Origin of the sequence: Sphaerimonospora thailandensis, from assembly GCF_016863115.1 — a bacterium.
Classification (GTDB): domain Bacteria; phylum Actinomycetota; class Actinomycetes; order Streptosporangiales; family Streptosporangiaceae; genus Sphaerimonospora; species Sphaerimonospora cavernae.
The window spans coordinates 18,419-38,643 of the sequence record NZ_BOOG01000016.1 but is presented as its reverse complement, the minus strand read 5'-3'; the positions used below and the strand labels follow the sequence as shown (position 1 = coordinate 38,643).

At 68.4% G+C, this 20,225-nt stretch carries 25 protein-coding genes; 8 read left to right on the top strand and 17 right to left on the bottom strand.

Annotation, left to right across the window (positions count from 1 at the left end; genetic code table 11):
• Positions 1-21 precede the first annotated feature (21 nt).
• From cbiQ to Mth01_RS09125, 4 genes are all read right to left on the bottom strand, one after another.
• Positions 22-786: a cobalt ECF transporter T component CbiQ gene (gene cbiQ, locus Mth01_RS09140; protein ID WP_204014423.1), complete on the bottom strand. Its 765-nt coding sequence runs from the start codon at positions 784-786 to the stop codon at positions 22-24.
• Between the two features lie 13 nt (positions 787-799).
• A complete protein-coding gene (locus Mth01_RS09135) occupies positions 800-1,852 on the bottom strand; it encodes an energy-coupling factor ABC transporter permease (RefSeq protein WP_204014420.1) in 1,053 nt (350 codons plus the stop codon).
• A gap of 88 nt (positions 1,853-1,940) precedes the next feature.
• Positions 1,941-4,001, bottom strand: a complete 2,061-nt coding sequence (locus Mth01_RS09130) for a glycosyltransferase family 2 protein (protein ID WP_204014416.1) — start codon at positions 3,999-4,001, stop codon at positions 1,941-1,943.
• A gap of 93 nt (positions 4,002-4,094) precedes the next feature.
• Positions 4,095-5,045 (bottom strand): hypothetical protein, encoded by a 951-nt coding sequence (locus Mth01_RS09125; RefSeq protein ID WP_204014413.1) that lies wholly within the window; start codon positions 5,043-5,045, stop codon positions 4,095-4,097.
• Between the two features lie 132 nt (positions 5,046-5,177).
• Between Mth01_RS09125 and Mth01_RS09120 the strand changes: the two genes are divergently transcribed.
• Entirely contained in the window at positions 5,178-5,705 is a 528-nt protein-coding gene (locus Mth01_RS09120) for a GNAT family N-acetyltransferase (RefSeq protein WP_204014410.1), read from the top strand.
• Between the two features lie 2 nt (positions 5,706-5,707).
• Here the strand turns inward: Mth01_RS09120 and Mth01_RS09115 are convergent, their stop codons facing one another.
• Positions 5,708-6,454, bottom strand: coding sequence for an SDR family NAD(P)-dependent oxidoreductase (locus Mth01_RS09115; protein WP_204014407.1), 747 nt, complete (start codon positions 6,452-6,454; stop codon positions 5,708-5,710).
• Positions 6,455-6,547: 93 nt separating this feature from the next.
• On the opposite strand from Mth01_RS09115, the gene Mth01_RS09110 reads away from it, so the two are divergent.
• Positions 6,548-7,774, top strand: coding sequence for a cysteine desulfurase-like protein (locus Mth01_RS09110; protein WP_204014404.1), 1,227 nt, complete (start codon positions 6,548-6,550; stop codon positions 7,772-7,774).
• A gap of 20 nt (positions 7,775-7,794) precedes the next feature.
• On the opposite strand, the gene Mth01_RS09105 is transcribed toward Mth01_RS09110, so the two are convergent.
• Both Mth01_RS09105 and Mth01_RS09100 read right to left on the bottom strand, forming a co-directional pair.
• Complete coding sequence (locus tag Mth01_RS09105) at positions 7,795-8,496, bottom strand: alpha/beta fold hydrolase (protein ID WP_204014401.1); 702 nt, start codon at positions 8,494-8,496, stop codon at positions 7,795-7,797.
• A 119-nt stretch (positions 8,497-8,615) separates the two neighbouring features.
• Positions 8,616-8,993 carry a VOC family protein gene (locus Mth01_RS09100; protein ID WP_239089495.1) on the bottom strand — a complete coding sequence of 126 codons (378 nt, stop codon included), beginning with the start codon at positions 8,991-8,993 and terminating at the stop codon, positions 8,616-8,618.
• A gap of 187 nt (positions 8,994-9,180) precedes the next feature.
• Between Mth01_RS09100 and Mth01_RS09095 the strand changes: the two genes are divergently transcribed.
• Positions 9,181-9,414: an RNA polymerase subunit sigma-70 gene (locus Mth01_RS09095; RefSeq protein WP_204014381.1), complete on the top strand. Its 234-nt coding sequence runs from the start codon at positions 9,181-9,183 to the stop codon at positions 9,412-9,414.
• A gap of 2 nt (positions 9,415-9,416) precedes the next feature.
• Positions 9,417-9,974, top strand: a complete 558-nt coding sequence (locus Mth01_RS09090; RefSeq protein ID WP_204014378.1) for a Clp protease N-terminal domain-containing protein — start codon at positions 9,417-9,419, stop codon at positions 9,972-9,974.
• A 74-nt stretch (positions 9,975-10,048) separates the two neighbouring features.
• Here the strand turns inward: Mth01_RS09090 and Mth01_RS09085 are convergent, their stop codons facing one another.
• From Mth01_RS09085 to Mth01_RS09045, 9 genes are all read right to left on the bottom strand, one after another.
• The gene (locus Mth01_RS09085) at positions 10,049-10,426 is read right to left on the bottom strand and encodes a VOC family protein (protein ID WP_204014375.1); all 378 of its coding nucleotides are present in this window, start codon (positions 10,424-10,426) and stop codon (positions 10,049-10,051) included.
• A 105-nt stretch (positions 10,427-10,531) separates the two neighbouring features.
• On the bottom strand, positions 10,532-10,939 hold the full coding sequence (locus Mth01_RS09080; protein ID WP_204014373.1) for a PIN domain-containing protein: 408 nt from the start codon (positions 10,937-10,939) through the stop codon (positions 10,532-10,534).
• 32 nt (positions 10,940-10,971) lie between these two features.
• Positions 10,972-11,883, bottom strand: coding sequence for a hypothetical protein (locus Mth01_RS09075; RefSeq protein ID WP_204014366.1), 912 nt, complete (start codon positions 11,881-11,883; stop codon positions 10,972-10,974).
• 163 nt (positions 11,884-12,046) lie between these two features.
• The gene (locus tag Mth01_RS09070; RefSeq protein ID WP_204014363.1) at positions 12,047-12,550 is read right to left on the bottom strand and encodes a GNAT family N-acetyltransferase; all 504 of its coding nucleotides are present in this window, start codon (positions 12,548-12,550) and stop codon (positions 12,047-12,049) included.
• 96 nt (positions 12,551-12,646) lie between these two features.
• Positions 12,647-12,976, bottom strand: a complete 330-nt coding sequence (locus Mth01_RS09065; RefSeq protein WP_204014360.1) for a hypothetical protein — start codon at positions 12,974-12,976, stop codon at positions 12,647-12,649.
• A 122-nt stretch (positions 12,977-13,098) separates the two neighbouring features.
• On the bottom strand, positions 13,099-14,328 hold the full coding sequence (locus Mth01_RS09060; protein ID WP_239089494.1) for an NAD(P)/FAD-dependent oxidoreductase: 1,230 nt from the start codon (positions 14,326-14,328) through the stop codon (positions 13,099-13,101).
• Positions 14,329-14,446: 118 nt separating this feature from the next.
• Complete coding sequence (locus tag Mth01_RS09055) at positions 14,447-14,872, bottom strand: DoxX family protein (RefSeq protein WP_239089505.1); 426 nt, start codon at positions 14,870-14,872, stop codon at positions 14,447-14,449.
• Between the two features lie 202 nt (positions 14,873-15,074).
• Positions 15,075-15,971: an aldo/keto reductase gene (locus tag Mth01_RS09050; protein ID WP_204014351.1), complete on the bottom strand. Its 897-nt coding sequence runs from the start codon at positions 15,969-15,971 to the stop codon at positions 15,075-15,077.
• Positions 15,956-16,669, bottom strand: coding sequence for a Rossmann-fold NAD(P)-binding domain-containing protein (locus tag Mth01_RS09045; RefSeq protein WP_204014769.1), 714 nt, complete (start codon positions 16,667-16,669; stop codon positions 15,956-15,958). Before Mth01_RS09045 ends, Mth01_RS09050 begins: the two co-directional genes overlap by 16 nt.
• On the opposite strand from Mth01_RS09045, the gene Mth01_RS09040 reads away from it, so the two are divergent.
• The 3 genes from Mth01_RS09040 (at position 16,641) to Mth01_RS30120 (ending at position 18,992) form a co-directional block, all read left to right on the top strand.
• Complete coding sequence (locus tag Mth01_RS09040) at positions 16,641-17,288, top strand: LysR substrate-binding domain-containing protein (protein WP_239089493.1); 648 nt, start codon at positions 16,641-16,643, stop codon at positions 17,286-17,288. The genes Mth01_RS09045 and Mth01_RS09040 overlap by 29 nt on opposite strands.
• Before the next feature lie 66 nt (positions 17,289-17,354).
• Positions 17,355-18,794 (top strand): MFS transporter, encoded by a 1,440-nt coding sequence (locus tag Mth01_RS09035; RefSeq protein ID WP_239089492.1) that lies wholly within the window; start codon positions 17,355-17,357, stop codon positions 18,792-18,794.
• 69 nt (positions 18,795-18,863) lie between these two features.
• On the top strand, positions 18,864-18,992 hold the full coding sequence (locus Mth01_RS30120; protein WP_275408911.1) for a hypothetical protein: 129 nt from the start codon (positions 18,864-18,866) through the stop codon (positions 18,990-18,992).
• Positions 18,993-19,010: 18 nt separating this feature from the next.
• Here Mth01_RS30120 and Mth01_RS09030 read toward each other — a convergent pair whose 3' ends face one another.
• Positions 19,011-19,514 (bottom strand): hypothetical protein, encoded by a 504-nt coding sequence (locus Mth01_RS09030; RefSeq protein WP_204014344.1) that lies wholly within the window; start codon positions 19,512-19,514, stop codon positions 19,011-19,013.
• Between the two features lie 144 nt (positions 19,515-19,658).
• Here Mth01_RS09030 and lepB point away from each other — a divergent pair, with 144 nt between their 5' ends.
• On the top strand, positions 19,659-20,180 hold the full coding sequence (lepB, locus tag Mth01_RS09025) for a signal peptidase I (protein WP_204014341.1): 522 nt from the start codon (positions 19,659-19,661) through the stop codon (positions 20,178-20,180).
• The last annotated feature ends 45 nt before the right edge of the window (positions 20,181-20,225 follow it).

The following is a 20,225-nucleotide window of genomic DNA, read 5'->3' as shown; positions in this document are numbered from 1 at the left end:
GTTCCGTCATGCGAGGTTCCGTCATGCGATGCTCCAGGCGAGTACGGCTGTCGCGGCGGCGAGGCAGGGCAGGATGACGGCCATACCCCAGTCTCGCCCAGACGCCGACAAATCCCGAATTGCTGGCATTTCTCCGGCGTAGCCCCGGCTCAGCATGGCGAGATGCACCCGCTCCCCGCGCTCGTACGACCTGATGAACAGCGCACCCGCCGATCTGGCCAGCACCGGGGCCTGGCGGATGTCCCTGGCCACGAACGCCCGCGACTCCCTGGCGATCCGCATCCGGCGCATCTGGTCGAGGATCACGTCCATGTAGCGCAGCATGAACGCCGCGATCTGCACGAGCAGCCGCGGCAGGCGGAGCCGCTCCGCGCCCAGGAGCATCATCCGGGGCTCCGTGGTCGCCGCGAGCAGGATCGAGGCGACCACTCCGAGGCTCGCCTTGGCCAGGATGTTCCACGCCGCCCACATACCCGGAACGCTGAGCGACATCCCCAGCACCTCGGCCCGCTCACCCGTGCCGATGATCGGGATCGCCACGGCGAACAGCACGAACGGCACCTCGATGACCATCCGGCGCAGGATGAACCCAGCGGGCACCCGCGCCGCCACCGCCACGGCCGCCAGCAGCAGCGCGTAGACCCCGAAGGCCCAGAAGCGCTCACGCGGCGTCGCCACCACGGCCACCGCGAAGGCCGCCACCGCCACCAGCTTGCACTGCGGCGGCAGCCGGTGGACGGGCGTGTCGCCCGCCCGGTAGAGCTGGTGGTGATGCCCGGCGCTCACGGGCGTCCCACAATCACACCGCGGCCTTGTGCCGCTGCCGGCGCCGTACCGTGTAGAAGACGGCGCCGCCGGCGAGAACGGTGATGCCGACACCGGCCACCCCGGCCAGACCGACGGACAGGCGTTCGTCGTCGATTCCCTTGACGCCGTAGTCGGCCAGCGGCGCGTCGCTCAGGCCGTGATCCTGCTCGTGCGCGTTCAGCCCCTTGTCTGCGGCCACCTTCTCCAGGCCGTCAGGGGAGCTGGAGGCGTAGAAGGACACCACACCGGCGAGCAGGATGGCCACGAGGCCACCACCGATGAACAGCGGACGGAGGCGACCGGCGGAGGGGGTGGCGGTCGGCTCGGGGGCCTCGGTTGCGGGGACCTCGGTGACCGGAACCTCGGCGCCCTCAGCCGTGCGCAGCACCAGGCGCCGGGCCAGGCCGCGCGCGCCGTACACCAGGTCGGGCCGGACCGCCAGCACGCTGCTCACGGTGAGCGCGGTGATCAGCCCCTCCCCGATCCCGATCAGTACGTGCACCCCGCCCATCGCGGCGGCCACCGAGGCGATGTCGATGGGCGCGGTGCCGCCGATCCAGAACAGCAACGTGAACGCGAGCGCCGAGGCCGGCACGGACACCAGCGCGGCCACGAACGATGCGGCCACGATGGCGGCACGGCCGCCCGGCACACTACGCGTGATCAGCCGGAAGACCGCCCAGCCGACGATCGTCGTCACGATCGCCATGAGCGTGATGTTGATCCCCAGCGCGGTCAGGCCGCCGTCGGCGAAGAAGAACCCCTGGACGAGCAGGACCACGGACACGCACAGGACCGCGGTGTACGGCCCGACGAGTATCGCCGCCAGCGCCCCGCCCAACAGGTGCCCGCTGGTCCCGGCCGCCACGGGGAAGTTGAGCATCTGCACCGCGAAGATGAACGCGGCGACCAGACCGGCCATCGGCGCGGTCCGATCGTCCAGCTCACGCCGGGCGCCGCGGAGGCAGACCCCCACCCCGGTCACGGCGACGGCACCGGCGCCGACGGACACGGGGAGGTTGAAGAACCCATCGGGCACGTGCATGCCAAACCCCTTCAAAAACGGGCAATTACTTCAACTCTAAGACAAGAGAGTGTAGTTGCAAACTACTTGCAACTAGTGATGTGGCCCATTAGTGACGCCGGAGACGGGGCATGGCGAGGCCGAGGCCGACACGAAGGGCACGGAGACGGCGAAGCGACCGCCGGAGCAGCGTGAGCGGCGTGGCCGCGCGCACCGCGAGGCTGAGGCGGCGGTTGACCGCCGTCGCGTACGGCCTGGCCGTCCACCGCACCGGGCCGTGCCACCAGCGCAGCGGCCGCTCCAGTGCCTCCGGCCTGCCGACCTTCACCGGGAACCTGGCGGGCGGCCCGCCGACGTCGAGCTCGAGATGCGCGTCCCACGTCCCGGGGCGCAGGCGGCCCGTCTCCGCCGTGAACGTCTGCGGCCCGGTCGCCCGCGCCGCCACGCGCCGTTCCAGGCCCGAGGACCGCTCACGCCAGATCAGGTGCCGTACGGCTGCCGCCCCCGGCGTCTTGCCCACGTGCACGCGGCCCGCGACCCGCAGACGTCTGCCCACCCATTGGCTGCGCGTGAGCCGTACCGAGCCGGGGACCCGGACGACGTGGCCGCCGACGTCGAGGGTGAGATGACCGTGAGCCCGGGTGAGAAACGGCACGACCACGACGCCGTCGGCGAACCGGGGGCCGGGGACGCACACGCCGGTGGCCCGCCTCCGCCCGAGCCTGGCCAGCCTGCGCGCACCCTCGCACTCGACCGCCGCGTACACGTCCCACACGCCCGCGGGGAGCGAGGCCGCCTCGATCACGGCGCTGAACACGTCGGCCACCCGCGTGACCGGGGGCCGACGCTCCTCCAGCGAGGTCCGCTCGCGCAGCACGACACCCGGCCGTCCGTCGAGGCCGCCGAGCGAGACGCGTCCGGAGATCGTCAACCGTCCGCCCTGCCACTCCACACCGGTCAGGCGGTGCCGGAGGCGTGCCGTCTCCACGCGCGCGAGCCGTACGAGCCGGTCGAGATCGTGCAGCGAGCCGGCCCGGGCGCGGTCGGCGCCGTCCAGCCGGTCCCGCACGCCCCTGGTCAGCCAGTCCGCGCAGATGCCCGCCACCTCGTGCGCGATCTTCTCGCGCTCGGCCTCACCCGCGGCCAGGAACGGCGCGCCGAGCTGGGCGAAGACGTCCAGGCGGAAGTGGCGCAGGAGCAGATGATCGCGCAGCGGCCCCGGCGGAATGTGCCGTGCCATCAACGCGATGGGGGTACGGATCACCCGCAGCCAGGTGAGCGGGTCGGGGCCGGCCATCGGCCCCTGCCGCCCGGACTCCACGTTGCCGGAGTCCTGGCCGTCTGAATCGGAGTCGTCTGAATCGGAGTCGTCGGCATCGAGGTCGTCGTGTTCCGCCTCGGCGGCGTCGGGGTCGGGACCGGCGGCATGAGAAAGCCGGTGATAACAGTCGTGATCGGCCACCACGGAGATCACTTGGGCATGACAGTACGCGTGGACCGAGAAGACCAGGTCCGAGGCGGCGTCCGTGTCGGCATCCGCCGCCGAGCCCGTCCCTACGTCCCCACCGGCATCCGCGTCCATGTCCGCGCCCGTGTCCGCGCCCGTGTCCATGTCCGCGTCCAGGCGGAGCGCCTCGTCGAAGCGGATGCCGTGCCGTTCGAGCAGGCTGCGCCGGAACAGCTTGGCGCAGGACAGATCGTCGTAGACGGCGCTGCCGCGTAAGGCCACGCGCTCGGCGTTCTCGCGGTAGAGGGCGGCGGGCGGGCGGGGAACCGCCCGGCCATGGCGGACGACCTTCCCGAGCACGATGTCGGAACCGTTCCGGTCGCCCATGGCGACCATCCGCCGCAGCGCCTCCACGCCGAGGCGGTCGGCCGGGTCGCAGAAGAAGACGTAGCGTCCGGTCGCCGCCGCCAGCCCCACGTTGCGTGCCCTGCCGCGCAGGCCCGTATGCCGCTGACGGATCACGGTGATCACGCGGGGGTGGTGGGTCGCGTAGAGCTCGAGGAGTCGGCGCGTGCCGTCGCGGGAGCCGTCGTCCACCACGATGATCTCTGTGCTCACGCGCTGCACGAGGAGGGCGGTCAGGCAGTCGTCGAGGTGCGCACGGCAGTCGTACGCCGCCACCACAATGCTGACGTCGACCGCTCCATCACGCTCCGCATCCATCGTCAACCATTATGTGACGTGGACACGGCAAACCATCGACCATCCGCCACGACCCGCCGGATGCTCCCTCTGACGCGGGGCGCCGCCGGCCGATCAGCCCCAGGGGCGTACGACCGGCGCGCCGCTGTTGACCTGCCGGGCGTTACGCAGTCGCGTGTCCATCAGGATCCGCAGGTTGGCGAACAGATGAGGATCCGCATCTATGATCTTCTGCTGGTGCGCGACGTAGATCGCTTGGCGCTTCCCGTAGTAGTTGGTCTCCAGGCGGCACCGATGGTCGTCCACCGCGGTTCGGATCTCCGCCGGGGTCCCCTGCGGGGGAGGATCGTGGTCGTTCTTGGCGGTGATGGCCCAGCGCCGGTCGCCTACGGCGTCCATCGGGTGCTCATAGGCGTAACCGACCCGGTGCATGCACTCGGCCCAGGCCGCATCGGCAACGCGGAGTCCTGGGTCCTTGTACGCGGACAACGACGCGTCGTCCATGAAGACGGCAAGGCGGGAGGCGTCCGCTTTCCCCGGCCTCCCCCTGCCGTCGAGACCCGGCGCGCCGGCGTTGAGGATTCCTTCGACCGCGCCGTTGCACCCTCCGACGGGAACCTTCTTGCCGCCCACGCGGGTGGTCTTGCCCTCCAGAACGCGGAACTCCGCGTCCGAAACCCCGTAGGACTCGTATGGATCGTCCACTCGACCCGGTGGTGTGCCGTAACCGTATCTTTCGATCTGATTGTCACCGAGCCAGAGGATATAGCCCATATTTCCCGGATAAGGGGTCGAGTCGGCCACAGGGATCCGTAAGTGGTGCCCGAACGCCCGCATACACTCTTCAGCCAGCTTGGCGTGAACCCGCGCTACCTCCAGATGCTGCGCGGGCGACAGGTCGTAGGCGTCCATCGGGAGGACGAAGTCCTCGGCGGACGTGGGCACCGGCACCGGGGGCCCGCCCGTCTCGGCGCTCCCGCTGCTGAAAACAGTGGCCACACCCGCGGTCAGCACGCCCGCCACCAGGACGCCGATCGCAAGGGCCGGAAAATGTCGGGGAGCCACGAATTGCCTCTTCCCACGTCGGTAAACACGCTGTCAGGCGACGATCAGGGCCACGAGAGTATCCGATCGACCGAAATGTCGTCCCGACCGTAGGATCACCGCATCGGATTCACCTGACAGGGGGAGCACCTCGTGAGCGGTGTCCACGTCCGGGACATGACCGAGCACGATATCCGGGCGGTGTCGACGCTCCGCGTCACCGGCTGGCAGACGGCGTACCGCGGGATCATTCCCGACGACTACCTGGACGGGCTCAGCGTCGAGGCCGACGCGGAACGGCGCGGGAGGCTGTTTCTACAGGACTCCCGCATCCAGAACCTCGTCGTTGAAGACGATCAGGGCGTGACAGGCTGGGGAGCTCTGGGCCCCTGCCGTGACGACGACGCCGCCGACACCGACGGCGAGATATACGCGTTGTACGTGGCCCAGGCACGGATCGGCACAGGCGTCGGCCGCGCCCTCATGGCAGAACTGGTCACCCGGGCAGAAAAGTCGGGGTTCACCGCTCTCACGCTGTGGGTGCTGGCGGAGAACCACCGTGCCCGACGCTTCTACGAGCGCGCCGGATTCCGTTTCGACGGTTCGCAGGCCGAATGGCCCGTCGGCGGGACCTCCGTTCCGGAGCTCAGATACTCCCGAGGTGTCGAAAACCCGCTCTGAGTTCAGCTGCGGAGGTAGGAGGCGCCGTTGAGGTCGACGATCGTGCCGCTGGCCCACTCGGCGGCCGGGGAGGCGAGATACAGCACGGCTGCCGCGATCTCCTCGGGCCTGGCCACCCTCCCGAACGGGCTCTGCGTCCGGATCGCGTCGCCCCGCTCCCCCTTGAGGTGCTCGGTCACCATGTCGGTCTCCACGAAACCGGGCGCCACGGTGGCCACGGCGATGCCCAGCGGGGCGAGGGCGATGGCGAGCGACTGGCCCATGGCGTTCATGCCGGCCTTGCTGGCGCCGTAGGCGGGACTGTCGGGCTCACCGCGGAAGGCGCCGCGTGACGAGACGTTGACGATCCTGCCGCCGCGGCCCATGTGCCGTACGGCGTTCCAGGTGACGTTGGCGGGACCGATGAGGTTGACGTCCAGCGTCTCCCGCCACACGGCCTGCCACTCCTCGTACGTCACCTCGGTGATCGGGTGGTGGACGAAGATCCCCGCGTTGTTGACCAGCACGTCGATGCCGCCGAGGGCGGTCGCGACCTCCTCGGTCATCCGCCGCGCCTGGGCGGGATCGGCGACGTCGGCCCGTACGACGACGTGGCCGTCTCCGGGTAGCTCGGCCCGGAGCCGTTCGGCCAGGTCGGGGGAGTTTCGATGGTGGACGGCGACCCGGTCGCCCTGGGCGGCGAAGGCCAGCGCGATCGCCCGTCCGATGCCGCGGGATGCCCCCGTCACCAGCACTGCTCTTCCGCTCATCGGCAGAGGTTACCAGTTTAGTGATATTCCTCCCGATATCGTACGGAAATTCCCTCTTCCCACCGGCCTGATATCTCACGACACTGGTGAGCCATGAGCTTCGACATCGAACGCGTCCGCGCCCTTTATCCCGCGCTGTCCGACGGCTACGCCTGGCTGGACGCCGCGGCCGGCACCCAGGTGCCCCAGCCGGTGATCGACGCCATCGCCGCCGCCTACACCGCGGGCATCGGCAACTCGCACGGGGCGTTCCCGGCCAGCGCCCGGTCCGACGCCATCGTCGGGCAGGCCCGGCAGGCCGTCGCCGACCTCGTCGGCGGCGATCCCCGGGGCGTGGTCTTCGGTCCCAACATGACCACCCTGACCTATCGGTTCGCGTACGCGCTGTCCAAGGAGTGGGGACCCGACGACGAGATCGTGCTGTCCCGGCTCGACCACGACGCCAACGTACGCCCCTGGGTGCAGGCGGCGACCCGCGCCGGCGCGCGCGTCCGCTGGGCGTCCGTCGACGTGCCGAGCGGTGAACTGCCCGCCGAGCAGTACGACGAGCTCGTGACGGAACGCACCAGACTGGTCGCGGTCACCGCGGCGAGCAACATCCTCGGGACCATGCCCGACATCCCGCGGATCACCGAGCGGGCCCACGCGGTGGGCGCGCTGACCTACGTGGACGGCGTCCACGCCACCCCGCACCTGCCGATCGACGTGGCCGCGCTCGGCGCCGACTTCTACGCGACCAGCTCCTACAAGTGGTCCGGCCCGCACATCGGATCGGTCATCGCCCGGCCGGAACTGCTGGAACGGCTCCAGCCCGACAAGCTGGCCTCCTCGCCGTCGGAGGTGCCCGACCGGTTCGAGACCGGCACCCTGCCCTTCGCCGACCTGGCCGGGGTCGCGGCAGCGGTCGATCACCTCGCCGATCTGGACCCGGACGCCACCGGAACCCGCCGGGAACGGCTGCTCGCCTCGATGGCGGCGGTCGAGGCCTACGAGCAGGCCGAGCTGGCCCACCTGCTCAAGGGGCTGTCATCGCTGTCATACGTACGGCTGGTCGGCTCGCCCGCCCGTCGCACCGCCACCGTGTATTTCAACGTCGCCGGACACTCGCCGCAGCGGGTCGCCGAGCACCTCGCGGCCCGAAGGATCAACGTGTGGGACGGACACTGCTACGCCTGGGAGCTGACGCGGGCGCTCGGCATCCGCGACGAGGGCTCCGCCGTACGGGCCGGGCTCGTCCACTACAACGACCGGTCCGACGTCGACCGGCTCCTCGAGGCGCTCGACGATCTGCCGCGCCACGGCGACGTCAACGGCGGGTAGCCCGGAGCCGGCGGGACCCGTCACCGCGGCGGATCTTCCGTACCCAGCAGGAACGCCAGCACGGCTCTCGTGAACGCCTCGGGGTCGGCCTGATGGACGAGGTGGCCGGCGGGGATGGTGACGTGCCGGCTGTCGCGGATGCGGCGGGCCAACTCGGCGACCCGCTCCTGCGGCATGGGGCTGGCCGGTCCGCCGCCCACGACGAGCGTGGGCGCGGTGATCTCCTGCAGCCGCTCCAGCCAGACCGGGTCGGGGTCGTCGATCTGGGCCCTAATGGCCGTCACCATCGCCCAGTCGTACGGCAGCGGCCCGTCCGGTCTGGCGGGAACGCGCCGCTCGCGCGGCATCGGGGCCCCGATGTCCTCCAGTGCCAGCCGGCCCACCCGCCCCGGGTGCTCCTCGGCCAGCAGGTAGGCCACCATCCCGCCCATCGAATGTCCGATCACGTCCACCCGAGCGAGCGACAGCGTGTCCAGGAACCCGAGGACGTCGTCCCGCATGAGTTCGAGGCCGTACTCCCCCGGCCAGTCGCTCCGGCCGTGGCCACGCAGGTCGAGGGCGTACACCCGTCGATGCGCGGCGAAGGCGTCGATCACGCCGTTCCAGTCCGTCGAGTCCTCGCCCAGCGCGTGGAGCAGCACCAGCGGCGGGGCGTCGGCGCGGCCGTAGACGCGGTAGGCAAGCCGGATGCCGTTGACGACGACCCTCTGGTGATCAGCCATCTCCGAAGGATACGGCTGCGAAAAATTCGCGTACCACGCATTTCCGTACGGCCCTGGCGGAGTCGTTCGGCGCCGCCCGCGCGATCGCCTGAACGGCGGGGCCGTACGAGATCACGCGCTCAGTTGCGAATCAGGCAGAAGGGATGGCCGGCGGGGTCGGCGAAGACCCGCCAGTCGCGTGTCCCGTCGCCGTCGTCCAGCAACGCGGCACCGAGTCGGAGGACCTGCCGCTGGGCCTGGTCGAGGTCCGGCACGTCGACGTCCAGATGGAAATGCTGCGGGCGGGCCGGATCCGGCCAGCAGGGCGGCACGTACTCGTCCACGCCCTGGAACGCGAGCACCAGACCGGAAGCGGTGTGCAGTGTCGCCCAGGTGTCTCTGACCCTCCAGCGAGGATCGGGCCGGTTGACCTCGCCGCCGAGAATCGACTGGTAGAAGCGGGCGAGAGCCACCGCATCGGAGCAGTCCAGCACCACACACTGCACGTTGCCGACCACGTCTTCCCCCCTTGATCAGTTGGACCGGAAAAGCCGGAATTCTCGTGATCTTAGAGGCCTGTCCGGTAGCCGGCGGTCAGTTCGTCGATCTTGCCTCGGCCTCGGCGAACTCTGACGCCCACGAGCCCTGCAGAAAGTGGCGTCAACGTAGGTTGACAGCCGAGTCGCGTCAACGTAGGTTGACATCATGAACGACACGGCGAAGTTGGCCGCCGACGCGAGCAACCGGGACCCGGCCATCGGCCTGCGTGCCGTACGGGCACTGCGACTACTGGTCGAGCGGCTCGAGGCGCTCCAGGTGGAGAACGCACGTGAAGCGGGGTGGTCCTGGCAGGACATCGCGCTGCTGCTGGGCGTCTCGCGCCAGGCGGTGCACAAGAAGTACGCGGGTGGACGAGGACTGATAAGGCGGGAGAAGTAGCGATGTTCGAGCGTTTCACCGAGGATGCCCGGCAGGTGGTCAAGCGTGCCCAAGAAGAGGCGCGAGGGCTGCGTCACACCCACATCGGCACCGAACACCTGCTCCTGGGCCTCCTGCGGCAGCCCGAGAGCCTGTCGGCGCAGCTGCTGAACGACCACGGGCTCGACCACGAACGGGCACTCAACTCGATCACCCGGCTTCTGGGCAGTCCGGCCGAAGACCTCGACGCCGACGCCCTGGAGATGATCGGCATCGACCTGTCAGCCGTCCGGGAGAAGGTCGAGGCCGCCTTCGGTCCTGGCTCCCTCGACCGCCCGCCCAGCCTGAATCATCGCGGGACGCTGCGCAGCGGCCGCCACATTCCCATCACCTCCCGAGCGAAGAAAACCCTGGAGCTTTCGCTGCGCGAGGCGCTCGCGATGAAGAGCAAGGAAATCCGCGATGGCCACATCCTGCTCGGCATCCTCAGGGATGGCGAGGGCCTGGGGGTGAGAGTCATGACCGACGCCGGCATCGACCCGCGATCTCTCCGCACGATGCTCCGGACCCGGCTGACCTGACGATGGGCCTCCGTGAGAACAGATGGGTGGCGCACACCGCCTCGGACTGCGGCGGTGTGATACACATCGCCCATTCAGCCGCGTACGAGACAGAAGGGGTGCCCCGCGGGGTCGGCGTAGACCCGCCATCCACGGGTCCCGCCGCCGTCGTCGAGCAGCGTGGCACCGAGCCGGAGGACCTGCCGTTGGGCTCGGTCGAGATCCGGCACGTCGACGTCCAGATGGAAATGCTGGGGACGGGCCGGATCCGGCCAGCGGGGCGGCACGTACTCATCCACGCCCTGGAAGGCGAGCACGAGGCCGGAGTCGGTGTGCAGCGTCGCCCAGTCATCGCTGAGCGCCCACCGGGGATCCGGCCGGTTGAGCTCGCCTCCGAGGACCGACTGGTAGAAGCGCGCGAGCTCCAAGGCGTCAGGACAGTCCACCACCACACACTGCAGTCTGCCGATCATGTGCTACCTCCCCGATCGGAGGGCCGGTAAAAGATGAGGACATCGCCGCAGGGGGAAGGCCGACTCCAGCTCGTCTAATTATCAGCCCTGGGTCGGAACACGACCTCAAAGGGTGGGGTGGACAAGCGTAAGCTCGAAATGCTTTCCGATCGTTCCAAAATCTGTGAGATCGTCGGTGATGATCGGGAGCGGCGGGTTCTGCGCCATGGCACATGCAGCTGTCCACAGATCATTGACGCCCTCGCCCTTTAGCTGCCCACGCAGCTTCGCGTACATGGGTGCCCATGTCTTGCATACTTCGATATCGAACTTGAGCACGGTATACAGGCGCACGTGGTTGATCAGGTCGCGCCTTCTCGCAGGACCCCATGAATTCCGGTGGGCCATGACCAACATCTCGGCGACCGAGGCGAAACTCATGCACAGCACGTGGCCTTGCATCAGCGCCGCGAAATTCTCCCATCCGCTGTTCGGCTTCTGAAGGTACACGAAGGAGGCGACATTGGTGTCCACCAGGAGGGGACCGCCTGGCACGTCTGCGGGTGTCATTCGTCGACCACAGCGAAGAACGCTTCGATCTCCTCCGAGGTGAGCTTCAGATCAGTATGCAAGTCTTCGATCCTTTGCGGGCCGCGAACCCCTTGCTCTCGCGCCAACTGGTCGACCGTCTGATGATGCCAGAAGGAATCACTCTCGATCTCCAACTCGAGAGGATCGGCTGCGGACAGCCTGTCAAGCTCGATCTTCAAGGCCACCAGCGACCCAGGATCAAATGTGACATTTCCGGTAAATTCGGTAATACGCCGAAGACATTCTTGAACAGCGTCCGCCATCTCTTCAGGGAAGGTGACCTGGACGGGTGGCCCCGCCGCGGGTTGAAGTCGAGCGGTGTGCCTCTCGAAGTCGGCTTCGACGAGACTGCCGACGAGGACGTCGTCACGCTGGACGGGTTGCTTGCGAATATAGCGATTCATGCGGACCCGTACCGAATGGTCGAGGATTCCGGAGGACATGCCGTTTCCGGAGACAAGCCGCAGAGTACGGCCGCCCGAGCCCACGTTGAGTTCATCGCCCAGTTTGGCGATAGCCCTGGCGAGCGTGGGGTCAGGGTCGCTGGAGGAGAATGAACGCACCAGTCGGTCGAAAGCCAGCTGAGCAAGATCCGGAATATCCCCGAACTCGAATGAGTCGCCGTCGGCGTCAGCGCCGAGGTCCGGGAGAGCGAACAGGGTCTGAACGCTCCCCGGCTCGACCCCCCGGAAGGCAAGTCGAGAGGCGGCCTCGATCGCTGCCGGATGCCTACCGGTTACTCCCTTGCGACGCTGACGCACCACAGTCGATGCGGCTGCCGCCAGTGCCTGCTGCAGCCCCAGAATCAGCTTGGCCACATCAGCCGCGGGTATCTGGCCAAGCTGGTCCTTTTCGCCCGTCAATATCGCTCGGATCAGGGTCTCCACCTCGTCAGCTTTACACACACCGAACGCAGCCCGTAGTGCCATTTCAGTAACACGCCGGTCACTGTCGGCAATGGTCGGTCATCCGTACCGCAGCCGGGTCCACCGCGCAGGCTTCGCGCACGAGCGGCACATGAATGGCCAGGCCGACATTAAAGATCGTTGGTCAGGGTCGAGCGGATCCGGCCGGAAGGAGCAGCTCCAAGGTCAACTCATCGTGGATCTCGATGCCGTGGTCACCGATCGCCGGAATCGACGGCTTGTGCCTCCTCGCCACATCGACCGCACCCGGATCCACCTTCACGATGCGCAACCCCCGACGCTGATAGAAGCGGAGCGCGTCAAGGTTGTCGTTGGTCGTGACCAGCCAGACCCGCCGAAGCCCCGCCTCCTCCGCGATCCCGGTCACCACCTCCAGCAGCGCCGTACCCACCCCACCGTGACGCGTGAGCGCGTCCAGCGTGACGATCTCCAGGCCGTCGTCCACGATCGTGTACGTGAGCAGGCCCGCGAGTTCGCCGTCTCGTTCGGCCAGCAGCGCGGGCAGGGTCGACGCGTTGTAGACCTGGCCGTGGACCACGACGCTCGTACTCCCCCACGAGTCGGCGAGCACTCGTACGATCTGCTCAAGGTCAGCAGCCCTGGCCCGTCGTATCACGAAGTCGTTCATCAATCCGCATCCTCGGCCTAGGCATAGGCATAGGCATAGGAGGAGTCAGAGGAATTGGGTCACGAGAACCCATCGAGAGCCCATGGACAGAAGCTCTCAAGCGGACAGCAACAACTCGACTCGATCACCCTCGGAGAGACCCGCATCGCACAGTCGAGCCCGTAACTCCCGGTGTGCCCGCCAAACTTCGGCAGAGACCCCAGGAAGATCGTAGAGGTACTCGACGGTGACGTTCACGTCCTCTGGAACACCCAGCACGAAGTGCTTGACCGACTCGACCGCCGCTCGCAGTTCCACAAGGGTCTCCGCGGACACCCCCGAGCGGATCGGAGCGTCTACGGGACCGGCGTACCAGATTTCAGCGTCCAGATCGAGAGCGCGTTCGCGGCTAACGCGGAAGGTCACCTTGTGGGAGATCGAGGTCACTGCAACCAGTCCTTCCCGAAGACATGCTCGAGATCATCCTGTAGGTCGGTCAGCGCACGAAAGCTGATGCCCTTGACCGGCACGCTGCGCGGGCCACGACAACCTGGCGGCCCGGCCGGCGGTCAACCGGCGGTCAACTGGTCCAGGGGGACGTCGGGGTCGGCGAGCCGGTCCCGGTCTACCTGGACGCCCGAGTGGATCAGGCCCTGGATCTGCTCTACGACGTCCCAGATGTTCACGTTCATCCCGGCCAGCACCCGGCCGTCCGCCAGCCAGAACGCGATGAACTCCCGCCGGGCGAGGTCGCCGCGTACGACCACGTCGTCGTTGCGACCAGGCTCGGTGTAGCCGGCGTACTCCATGCCGAGGTCGTACTGGTCGGTGAAGAAGTACGGGACACGGTCGTACGCCACGGGCTCGCCCAGCATCGAACGCGCGGCCGCCTGGGGCTGGTTCAGGGCATTGGCCCAGTGCTCCACGCGGATGTGCCTGCCGAGCAGGGGGTGGAAGGCGTTGGCCACGTCACCGGCCGCGTATATGTCCGGGTCACTGGTCCGCAGGGAGGCGTCGACAACGATGCCGTTGTCGACCTCCAGACCGGCCTCGGCGGCGAGCCGGGTGTTGGGAGTGACGCCGATGCCGACCACGACAGCGTCGCCGTCGATCCGGGTGCCGTCAGCGAGCCGCACCCCGGTGGCGCGACCGCCATCGTTCACGATCTCGGTGACCTGCGCCCCGAGCCGCAGGTCCACGCCGTGCTCGCGGTGCAGATCGGCGAAGACGGATGCGATCCGCGGGCCCAGGACGCGCAGCAGCGGCAGCTCGTCCGCCTCCAGAACGGTCGCGTCGACGCCGGCCTCCCGGGCGGCGGCGGCCACCTCCAGGCCGATCCAGCCTCCCCCGACGAAGACGACGCGGGAGGCGGTCTGGAAGACCTGCCGGATACGTTCGGAGTCGCCGACGCCGCGCAGGTAGAGGACGTCGTCGAGGTCGGCGCCGGGGACGGGAAGGCGGCGCGGGGATGCGCCGGTGGTCAGCAGCAGTTTGTCGTAGCCGATCTCTTCCCCACCGGCCCGGTCGCCGCCGGAGACGGTCACCACCCGCCGGTCCCGGTCGATGGCGCCGACCGTGCTGCCCAGCCGCAGATCGACGCGCTGGTCGGCGTACCACTCCGGCGGGTGCACGAAGATCTTCTCCCGCTCCTGTTTGCCCTGCAGAAATCCCTTGGACAGCGGCGGACGCTCGTACGGACGCTCCTGCTCGTCCCCCAGCAGCACGATCCGGCCGTCGAACCCGTGCCCGCGCAGCGCCTCGGCCGCCTTCGCCCCGGCCAGGCTTGCTCCGACGATCACGAACGTAGGCTGTGGCTGTGCCATCAGGCGTGCTCCCTGCTGCCGTGAGTGGTGCGACGGAAGTGATGTCGCCAGTCTCTCGCGACCTGGGTGGTACGGCCAGTACGGCCGGCGCGCTTCACCGCACGGCGTGTTCGGCGGCCTTCGCCCGGTGCCTCCGCAGCCGGCTGTCGGCGGCCAGCATCCCACCGCCGCTGAAGGCGATCGCTAGGCTGGCCGCGGCCAGCCCCAGGACGAGCTCGAAGCCGTCGGTGCTCACGAAAATGCCCTTGTCGGCATGGACGAAGATGAACGCTCCCAGCATGTCGAGCGTGAACAGCATGCCGAACACCGGAAGCAGCAGCCCGAGCACCAAGGCCGCGCCTCCGACCAGCTCGAGGATGGCCGTTCCCAGAGCGGCGACCCAGGGAAGCGGCACACTCTCCGACCGAAGGTAGGCGGCCGTGGCGTCGATGCCCGACACCACGAACTTCTCCCAACCATGCGCGAAGAAGATGAAGCCGAGAGCGACGCGGGCGAGCAGCAGCGCGATCGGCCGTGCCATCTCGATCACGGGAGTCCCCTGTTCCCTGCCGCCGCTCGCGGAGGTGTTCCGGTCCCCATGAGAGCGTGGGCAGTCCATTGGATCGATGAGCTTCACGTCCAACGTTATGGCGGACCAACGTCCGTACAACCTTGTGCCGGTCAATGCTCCGTCCAGCAATTCGCCTCGCGACCCTCTGGTCGGGCCTCCCGACTGAGATGTGCTACCCGGCCGACGCGGCGAAACCATCCGCGGCCGAGTGCAACCTGGCGAGTTCCTCGGCGGTCAGCGTCAGCTCCACGGCCCGGGCCGAATCCCGGATCGACGCGGGACGGCTTGCGCCAGGGATCGGGATGACCCGGGGTGATGCGGCCAGATGCCAGGCGAGGCAGACCTGCTGGGGGCTCACCCCGTGTTCATCGGCGATCTCGTGGAACGCGGTCCGTCCGGTGGGGCCTTCGGAATCCAGCGCACTGCGGGAGATCCCGCCGAGGGGGCTCCACGGCAGGAAGGCGATGCCGAGCTCGGAACACAGGCGGAGCTCGGCGTCACCGTCCCGTACGGCCGGCGAGCAGCGGTTCTGTACGGAGACCAGGCCGCCGCCGAGTTCCCGCCGCGCCTGGCGGATCTGCTCGCTGTCGACGTTCGATATCCCGGCCATTCGGATCTTCCCTTCGTCGAGCAGGTCGCGAAGCGCGCCGACCGACTCGGCGAAGGGAACGCCGGGGTCGGGTTTGTGGAGCTGGTAGAGCCCGATCACCTCGACGCCGAGGCGCTTGAGCGACGCCTCGCACGCCCGTCTGAGGTGGCGTGGATCGCCGTTCACCGTCCAGGAGCCGTCTCCGAGGCGGCCACGCCCACCCTTCGTCGCGATGAGGACACCGCCGGCATCCCCGCCATACCTGGCCAGTGCTCGTGCGATGAGCCGTTCGTTGTGGCCGACCTCATCGTGGTGCCAGTGATAGGAGTCCGCGGTGTCGAGCAGTGTGACGCCCGCGTCGAGGGCGGCATGGATGGTGGCGATCGCCTGGGCTTCGTCGGGGCGGCCTTCGATGGACAGCGGCATCGCCCCGAGTCCGACGGCGAACACGGGTACGTCTCCGATCATGCGGATGCGCATGTCCTGTCCTCCTGCTTCAGGGTGTCCTTCTTGAGGACGTCCCGTACGACCTGCGGCAGCCACTCGTCGATATGCGAGAAGGCGAAGCCGAGACCGACCGCCCGTCCGTTGTCCATGGCATAGGAGCGGCCGAAGGAGAACGGCGAGGTGTCCGTGCCGACCGCGTACACGGCTTCCCCGATCGCCCGGCACAGCTGCCGGACGTCCAGCGTCCCGTGCGAACAGGCGTTGACCGGCCCGATGAAGCCTGTTCCCGCGACCCAGGCCAGAAACTCCGCGATCTCCCGCTCGTGGATGAACGACGACGGCCGGGGATCCTCGTGCACGATCACCGGAAGGCCCATACGGATCCTCCGCACGTAGTGGTCGAGGCGACCGGTGAAGTCCGCACCGCCGAGCACGTGCGCGGACCGCACACTGACGAAGCCGAACGCGGCGTCCCGGGTGAAGACCGCCTCCGCCTGGCGCTTCCCCTCGCCGTAGTTGCGGTCGAGATACTCCGGATCGTCCCAGGGCGCATCGATGCGCACCGGCCATGTGGTCGGATCGATCGCGTCCTCGGCGAACGGCGGCCCATCGAGGTCGGCGTACACCTCGATCGTCGAGGTCATGACGTAGCGTCGGGTGCGCCCCTCGAACACCCGCCGCGCGACGGCCGCCTGCCTGGGCGTGTTGGCCGCGGACCGCGACCGGCTCACCATCGCGACCTTCGCCAGCGGAGGCCGTGCCCTCCTGCCTCCGGCGCTCTCCCGCTTCGTCGCCGACCATCCCGGTGTCGAGCTGACGATCCTCGAACGCGAACCGGAAGACAGCCTCCCGCTCGTCCGCGAGGGACGCGCCGATCTGGCCCTCGCCTACCACTTCGACGGTCCGCCGCCCGCGCGGCCCGGCGACCGTTCGGGCCTGGACTGGGCGCCGCTGATCAGCGACCCGCTCCGCGTCGTCCTTCCTCACGCCAACCCCCACGCCCGCCGGAGGAGCATCCATCTGGCCGAGCTCGCCGGGGAGCGATGGGTCCTCGGCTGTATGAAGACCCTCGATCTCCTCCGGCACTACGCGGATCTCGCCGGATTCGAACTGCGGATCTCGTGCGGCGCGACTGACTATCTCTTCGCCCAGTCCCTGGTCGGCGCGGGCGTGGGCATCGCCCTCATTCCGTCGATCGCCCTGACGCAGGCCGACGACCTGGTCGCGATCCCGCTCGAGCCGCCCAGCCCTTGCCGTTTCATCGGCATCGCCACCTCCCGCCGCCGACGTGGTCCGGCACAGCCGTACCTCGACGCGCTCCGCTGCCTCCTCATGTCCGCGACCACTTAGGAATGCCTAAATCACAGTTATGTATCATGCGTTTTGCTCAGATTTGTCCTGAAAAGAGAGATACACGTGGCCGACTCCACGCCCACCACACGCTCCGGCGGGATCGTCAGCGTGCTGGCGGTGACCGGCGTCGTCGCCGCGTTCATGCACACCCTGGTGGTGCCGCTGATCGGTCAACTACCGAGCATGCTGCACACCACGCCCTCCGGCGCCGCCTGGGTGATCACCGTCACGCTGCTGGCGGGAGCGGTCACCACGCCGGTGATCGGCCGGCTCGGCGACCTGTACGGCAAACGCCGCATGCTGCTGATCAGCACATTTCCACTCATCGCCGGGTCGGTGATCAGTGCGCTGGCCGACACCGCGGCCCCGATGATCATCGGTCGGGGCCTGCAGGGGATGGGCATGGGCGTGATCCCCCTGGGCATCAGCGCCATGCGCGATCTGCTCCCGCCCGAGCGGCTGCACTCCGCCATCGCGCTGATGAGCTCGTCCATGGGCATCGGCGGAGCGGTCGCCATGCCGATCGCCTCGACGGTCGCCGAGTACGCGAGCTGGCGGGCCCTGTTCTGGGGCTCGGCCGCACTGAGCGCGCTGGTCGCCGTACTGATCTGGCTGCTCGTGCCTGCCACGCCCACGCGGGCCACCGGCCGTCTCGACGTGGTCGGCGTGCTCGGCCTGGGCGCCGGTCTGGTGTGCCTGCTGCTGGGGGTCTCCAACGGGGCCGACTGGGGCTGGGCGAGCGGCACCACCATCGGGCTGCTCGCCGCATCGCCGATCATCCTGGTGGTGTGGGGCTGGTGGGAGCTGCGGCGGAGCGACCCGCTGGTCGACCTGCGCGTAACCGCACGCAAGCAGGTGCTGCTGACCAACCTGGCCTCGATCCTGGTCGGTTTCGCGATGTACGCCCAGTCGCTGGTGGTGATGCAGGTCCTGCAGTTGCCCGAGGCCACCGGGTACGGCCTGGGCCAGTCGATGCTGGCCGCCGGCCTGTGGATGGCCCCCTCCGGCCTGGTGATGACGGCGGTCTCACCGCTCGGCGGACGCCTGTCGGCCGCCCGCGGGCCCAAGGTCACCCTGATCGTCGGCAGCCTGGTCATCGCGCTCGGGTACGGATCCTCGATGGCCTTGCTCGGGTCGACGTGGGGCCTGCTCATCGTCGCCTGCGTCTGCAACATGGGCATCGGGGTGGCCTACGGGGCGATGCCGGCACTGATCATGGGGGCGGTTCCCCCGTCGGACACCGCCGCGGCCAACAGCTTCAACTCCCTGATGCGCTCCATCGGCACCTCGGTGTCGGCCGCGTTGGTCGGCGTCGTCCTGGCCCAGATGACCGTGCGGCTGGGCGGTCACACCCTGCCGTCCGAAAGCGGCTTCCGCACCTGCATGCTGATCGGCTGTGGCATCGCGCTCCTCGCGGCCGCCACCGCCTCGGCCATTCCCGCACACCCGGCCAGATCCTCGGACGACGACGCCGTCGCGACCGAAGCGGTGGCCGTCTCCTGACGATCGGGCTCGGTCAGCCGCCGCAGCAATTCATTTCCGGATAGTCGTCCGGACGAGGGTCCGTCGATCGTGGCGGTCGACGCGTACCCCCGCATCGTCGCGACGCTGATCCGTGTCACAGGTGATTGGACCTTGGCCGAGGACTGCGCGCAGGAGGCCGAACGCCGCGCGCTGCTCGACCGCGCCGCCGAACTGTAGAGAGGCGGCGTGACACTGTTATTTGGGGCAGGCGTTCTGTGGGATGACCGTGTAGTCCGGCGGGTCATCCATATCCTCGCCGTAGCCCAAGCCGATCCAGTAGATGGCTAATGCCGCCTTCGGCACACCCGCCGATCGGATGACCGGAAAATCCGAAACGTACTTCTGGCCGTCGAGCGTTCTCCCCTGAACCACCAACCGCCAGGTCTCTTCGGACTTGCCTGTGGCCGGCAGACGTACCGCGCTCTTCACGGTCGGCTTGTCTCCGGGCAGGAGACACCCTCGAAGGGCATCTCTCAGGAGAATGTCGCATGTCTCCTTGCTCCGCGCGAACGTGGCGCAGAAATCGGCGACGCCGTTCCTGCCGACTCCGGCGACGACCTCGGCGAGGACCGCCTCCGCCATCCCCCGCGTGAACGCGACCGCAGGAGGTGGCACGGGCCGCTCCGACTCGGCTGTGCAGCCCGCCACCACCAGTGCGGCCACAACCGTCACCACGCCTCGACGCATAATCACGATCATATGGGTACTTCGGGGTACGTGACCTTCGTGAAACCGGAGGAGCGTTCCCATGGCTTCGATGCGTTCGGCATGCCGCGTAACCCCGCAACGCGATCGTGATCGAACGGAAAGATCACTTGTCCGTCCGTGCTCGACAATGCGGGGATGACCAACCGGGCGCTCCACGTACTGCTCGCCATCCTGCTCACAGCGGCTTCCGCCAGTTGTGCCGTCGCCGACAGGATCACCGGACGGCAGAAGGCGTTCACGGTCCCGGGCCGCTCCATGGAACCGACGATCAAGCACGGCAGCCGGGTGGACGCCCGCCTGACCCATGGCGACTACACGCCGAAAGTCGGCGACATCATCATCTTCCACGCCCCCCGCTCGTGGAGCGACGGCCGATCAGGGGCGAGAGAGCATATCGCACGCGTGATCGGTGTTCCGGGGAGCAGAGTGGCCTGCTGTGACCCCGCGGGCAAAGTGCTCCTCGACGGGGAACCCCTGGACGAGCCCTACCTGGGCGCTCCTCCGATCTACCTGCTCAAGTTCGATGTGACCGTACCCCAGGGCCGTCTCTGGGTGATGGGCGACAACCGGGACCAGGCGTTGGACTCGCGCGCCTACCGGACCGATCCCCACCACGGAACAATCCCCCTGTCGGACGTCGTCGGCGTCGTCATATGACTGATCCTCAGCGCGCCCCTTGAACAGGCATTAACGGCCCCCGAG

Excerpts from the sequence above, each read along its gene's own strand:
- Mth01_RS09135 (WP_204014420.1), bottom strand. The coding sequence starts at position 1,852 with ATGCACGTGCCCGATGGGTTCTTCAACCTCCCCGTGTCCGTCGGCGCC.
- Mth01_RS09130 (WP_204014416.1), bottom strand. The coding sequence starts at position 4,001 with ATGGATGCGGAGCGTGATGGAGCGGTCGACGTCAGCATTGTGGTGGCG.
- Mth01_RS09115 (WP_204014407.1), bottom strand. The coding sequence starts at position 6,454 with ATGAGCGGAAGAGCAGTGCTGGTGACGGGGGCATCCCGCGGCATCGGA.
- Mth01_RS09110 (WP_204014404.1), top strand. The coding sequence starts at position 6,548 with ATGAGCTTCGACATCGAACGCGTCCGCGCCCTTTATCCCGCGCTGTCC.
- Mth01_RS09105 (WP_204014401.1), bottom strand. The coding sequence starts at position 8,496 with ATGGCTGATCACCAGAGGGTCGTCGTCAACGGCATCCGGCTTGCCTAC.
- Mth01_RS09095 (WP_204014381.1), top strand. The coding sequence starts at position 9,181 with ATGAACGACACGGCGAAGTTGGCCGCCGACGCGAGCAACCGGGACCCG.
- Mth01_RS09090 (WP_204014378.1), top strand. The coding sequence starts at position 9,417 with ATGTTCGAGCGTTTCACCGAGGATGCCCGGCAGGTGGTCAAGCGTGCC.
- Mth01_RS09085 (WP_204014375.1), bottom strand. The coding sequence starts at position 10,426 with ATGATCGGCAGACTGCAGTGTGTGGTGGTGGACTGTCCTGACGCCTTG.
- Mth01_RS09070 (WP_204014363.1), bottom strand. The coding sequence starts at position 12,550 with ATGAACGACTTCGTGATACGACGGGCCAGGGCTGCTGACCTTGAGCAG.
- Mth01_RS09055 (WP_239089505.1), bottom strand. The coding sequence starts at position 14,872 with ATGGCACGGCCGATCGCGCTGCTGCTCGCCCGCGTCGCTCTCGGCTTC.
- Mth01_RS09050 (WP_204014351.1), bottom strand. The coding sequence starts at position 15,971 with ATGCGCATCCGCATGATCGGAGACGTACCCGTGTTCGCCGTCGGACTC.
- Mth01_RS09030 (WP_204014344.1), bottom strand. The coding sequence starts at position 19,514 with ATGATCGTGATTATGCGTCGAGGCGTGGTGACGGTTGTGGCCGCACTG.
- lepB (WP_204014341.1), top strand. The coding sequence starts at position 19,659 with ATGACCAACCGGGCGCTCCACGTACTGCTCGCCATCCTGCTCACAGCG.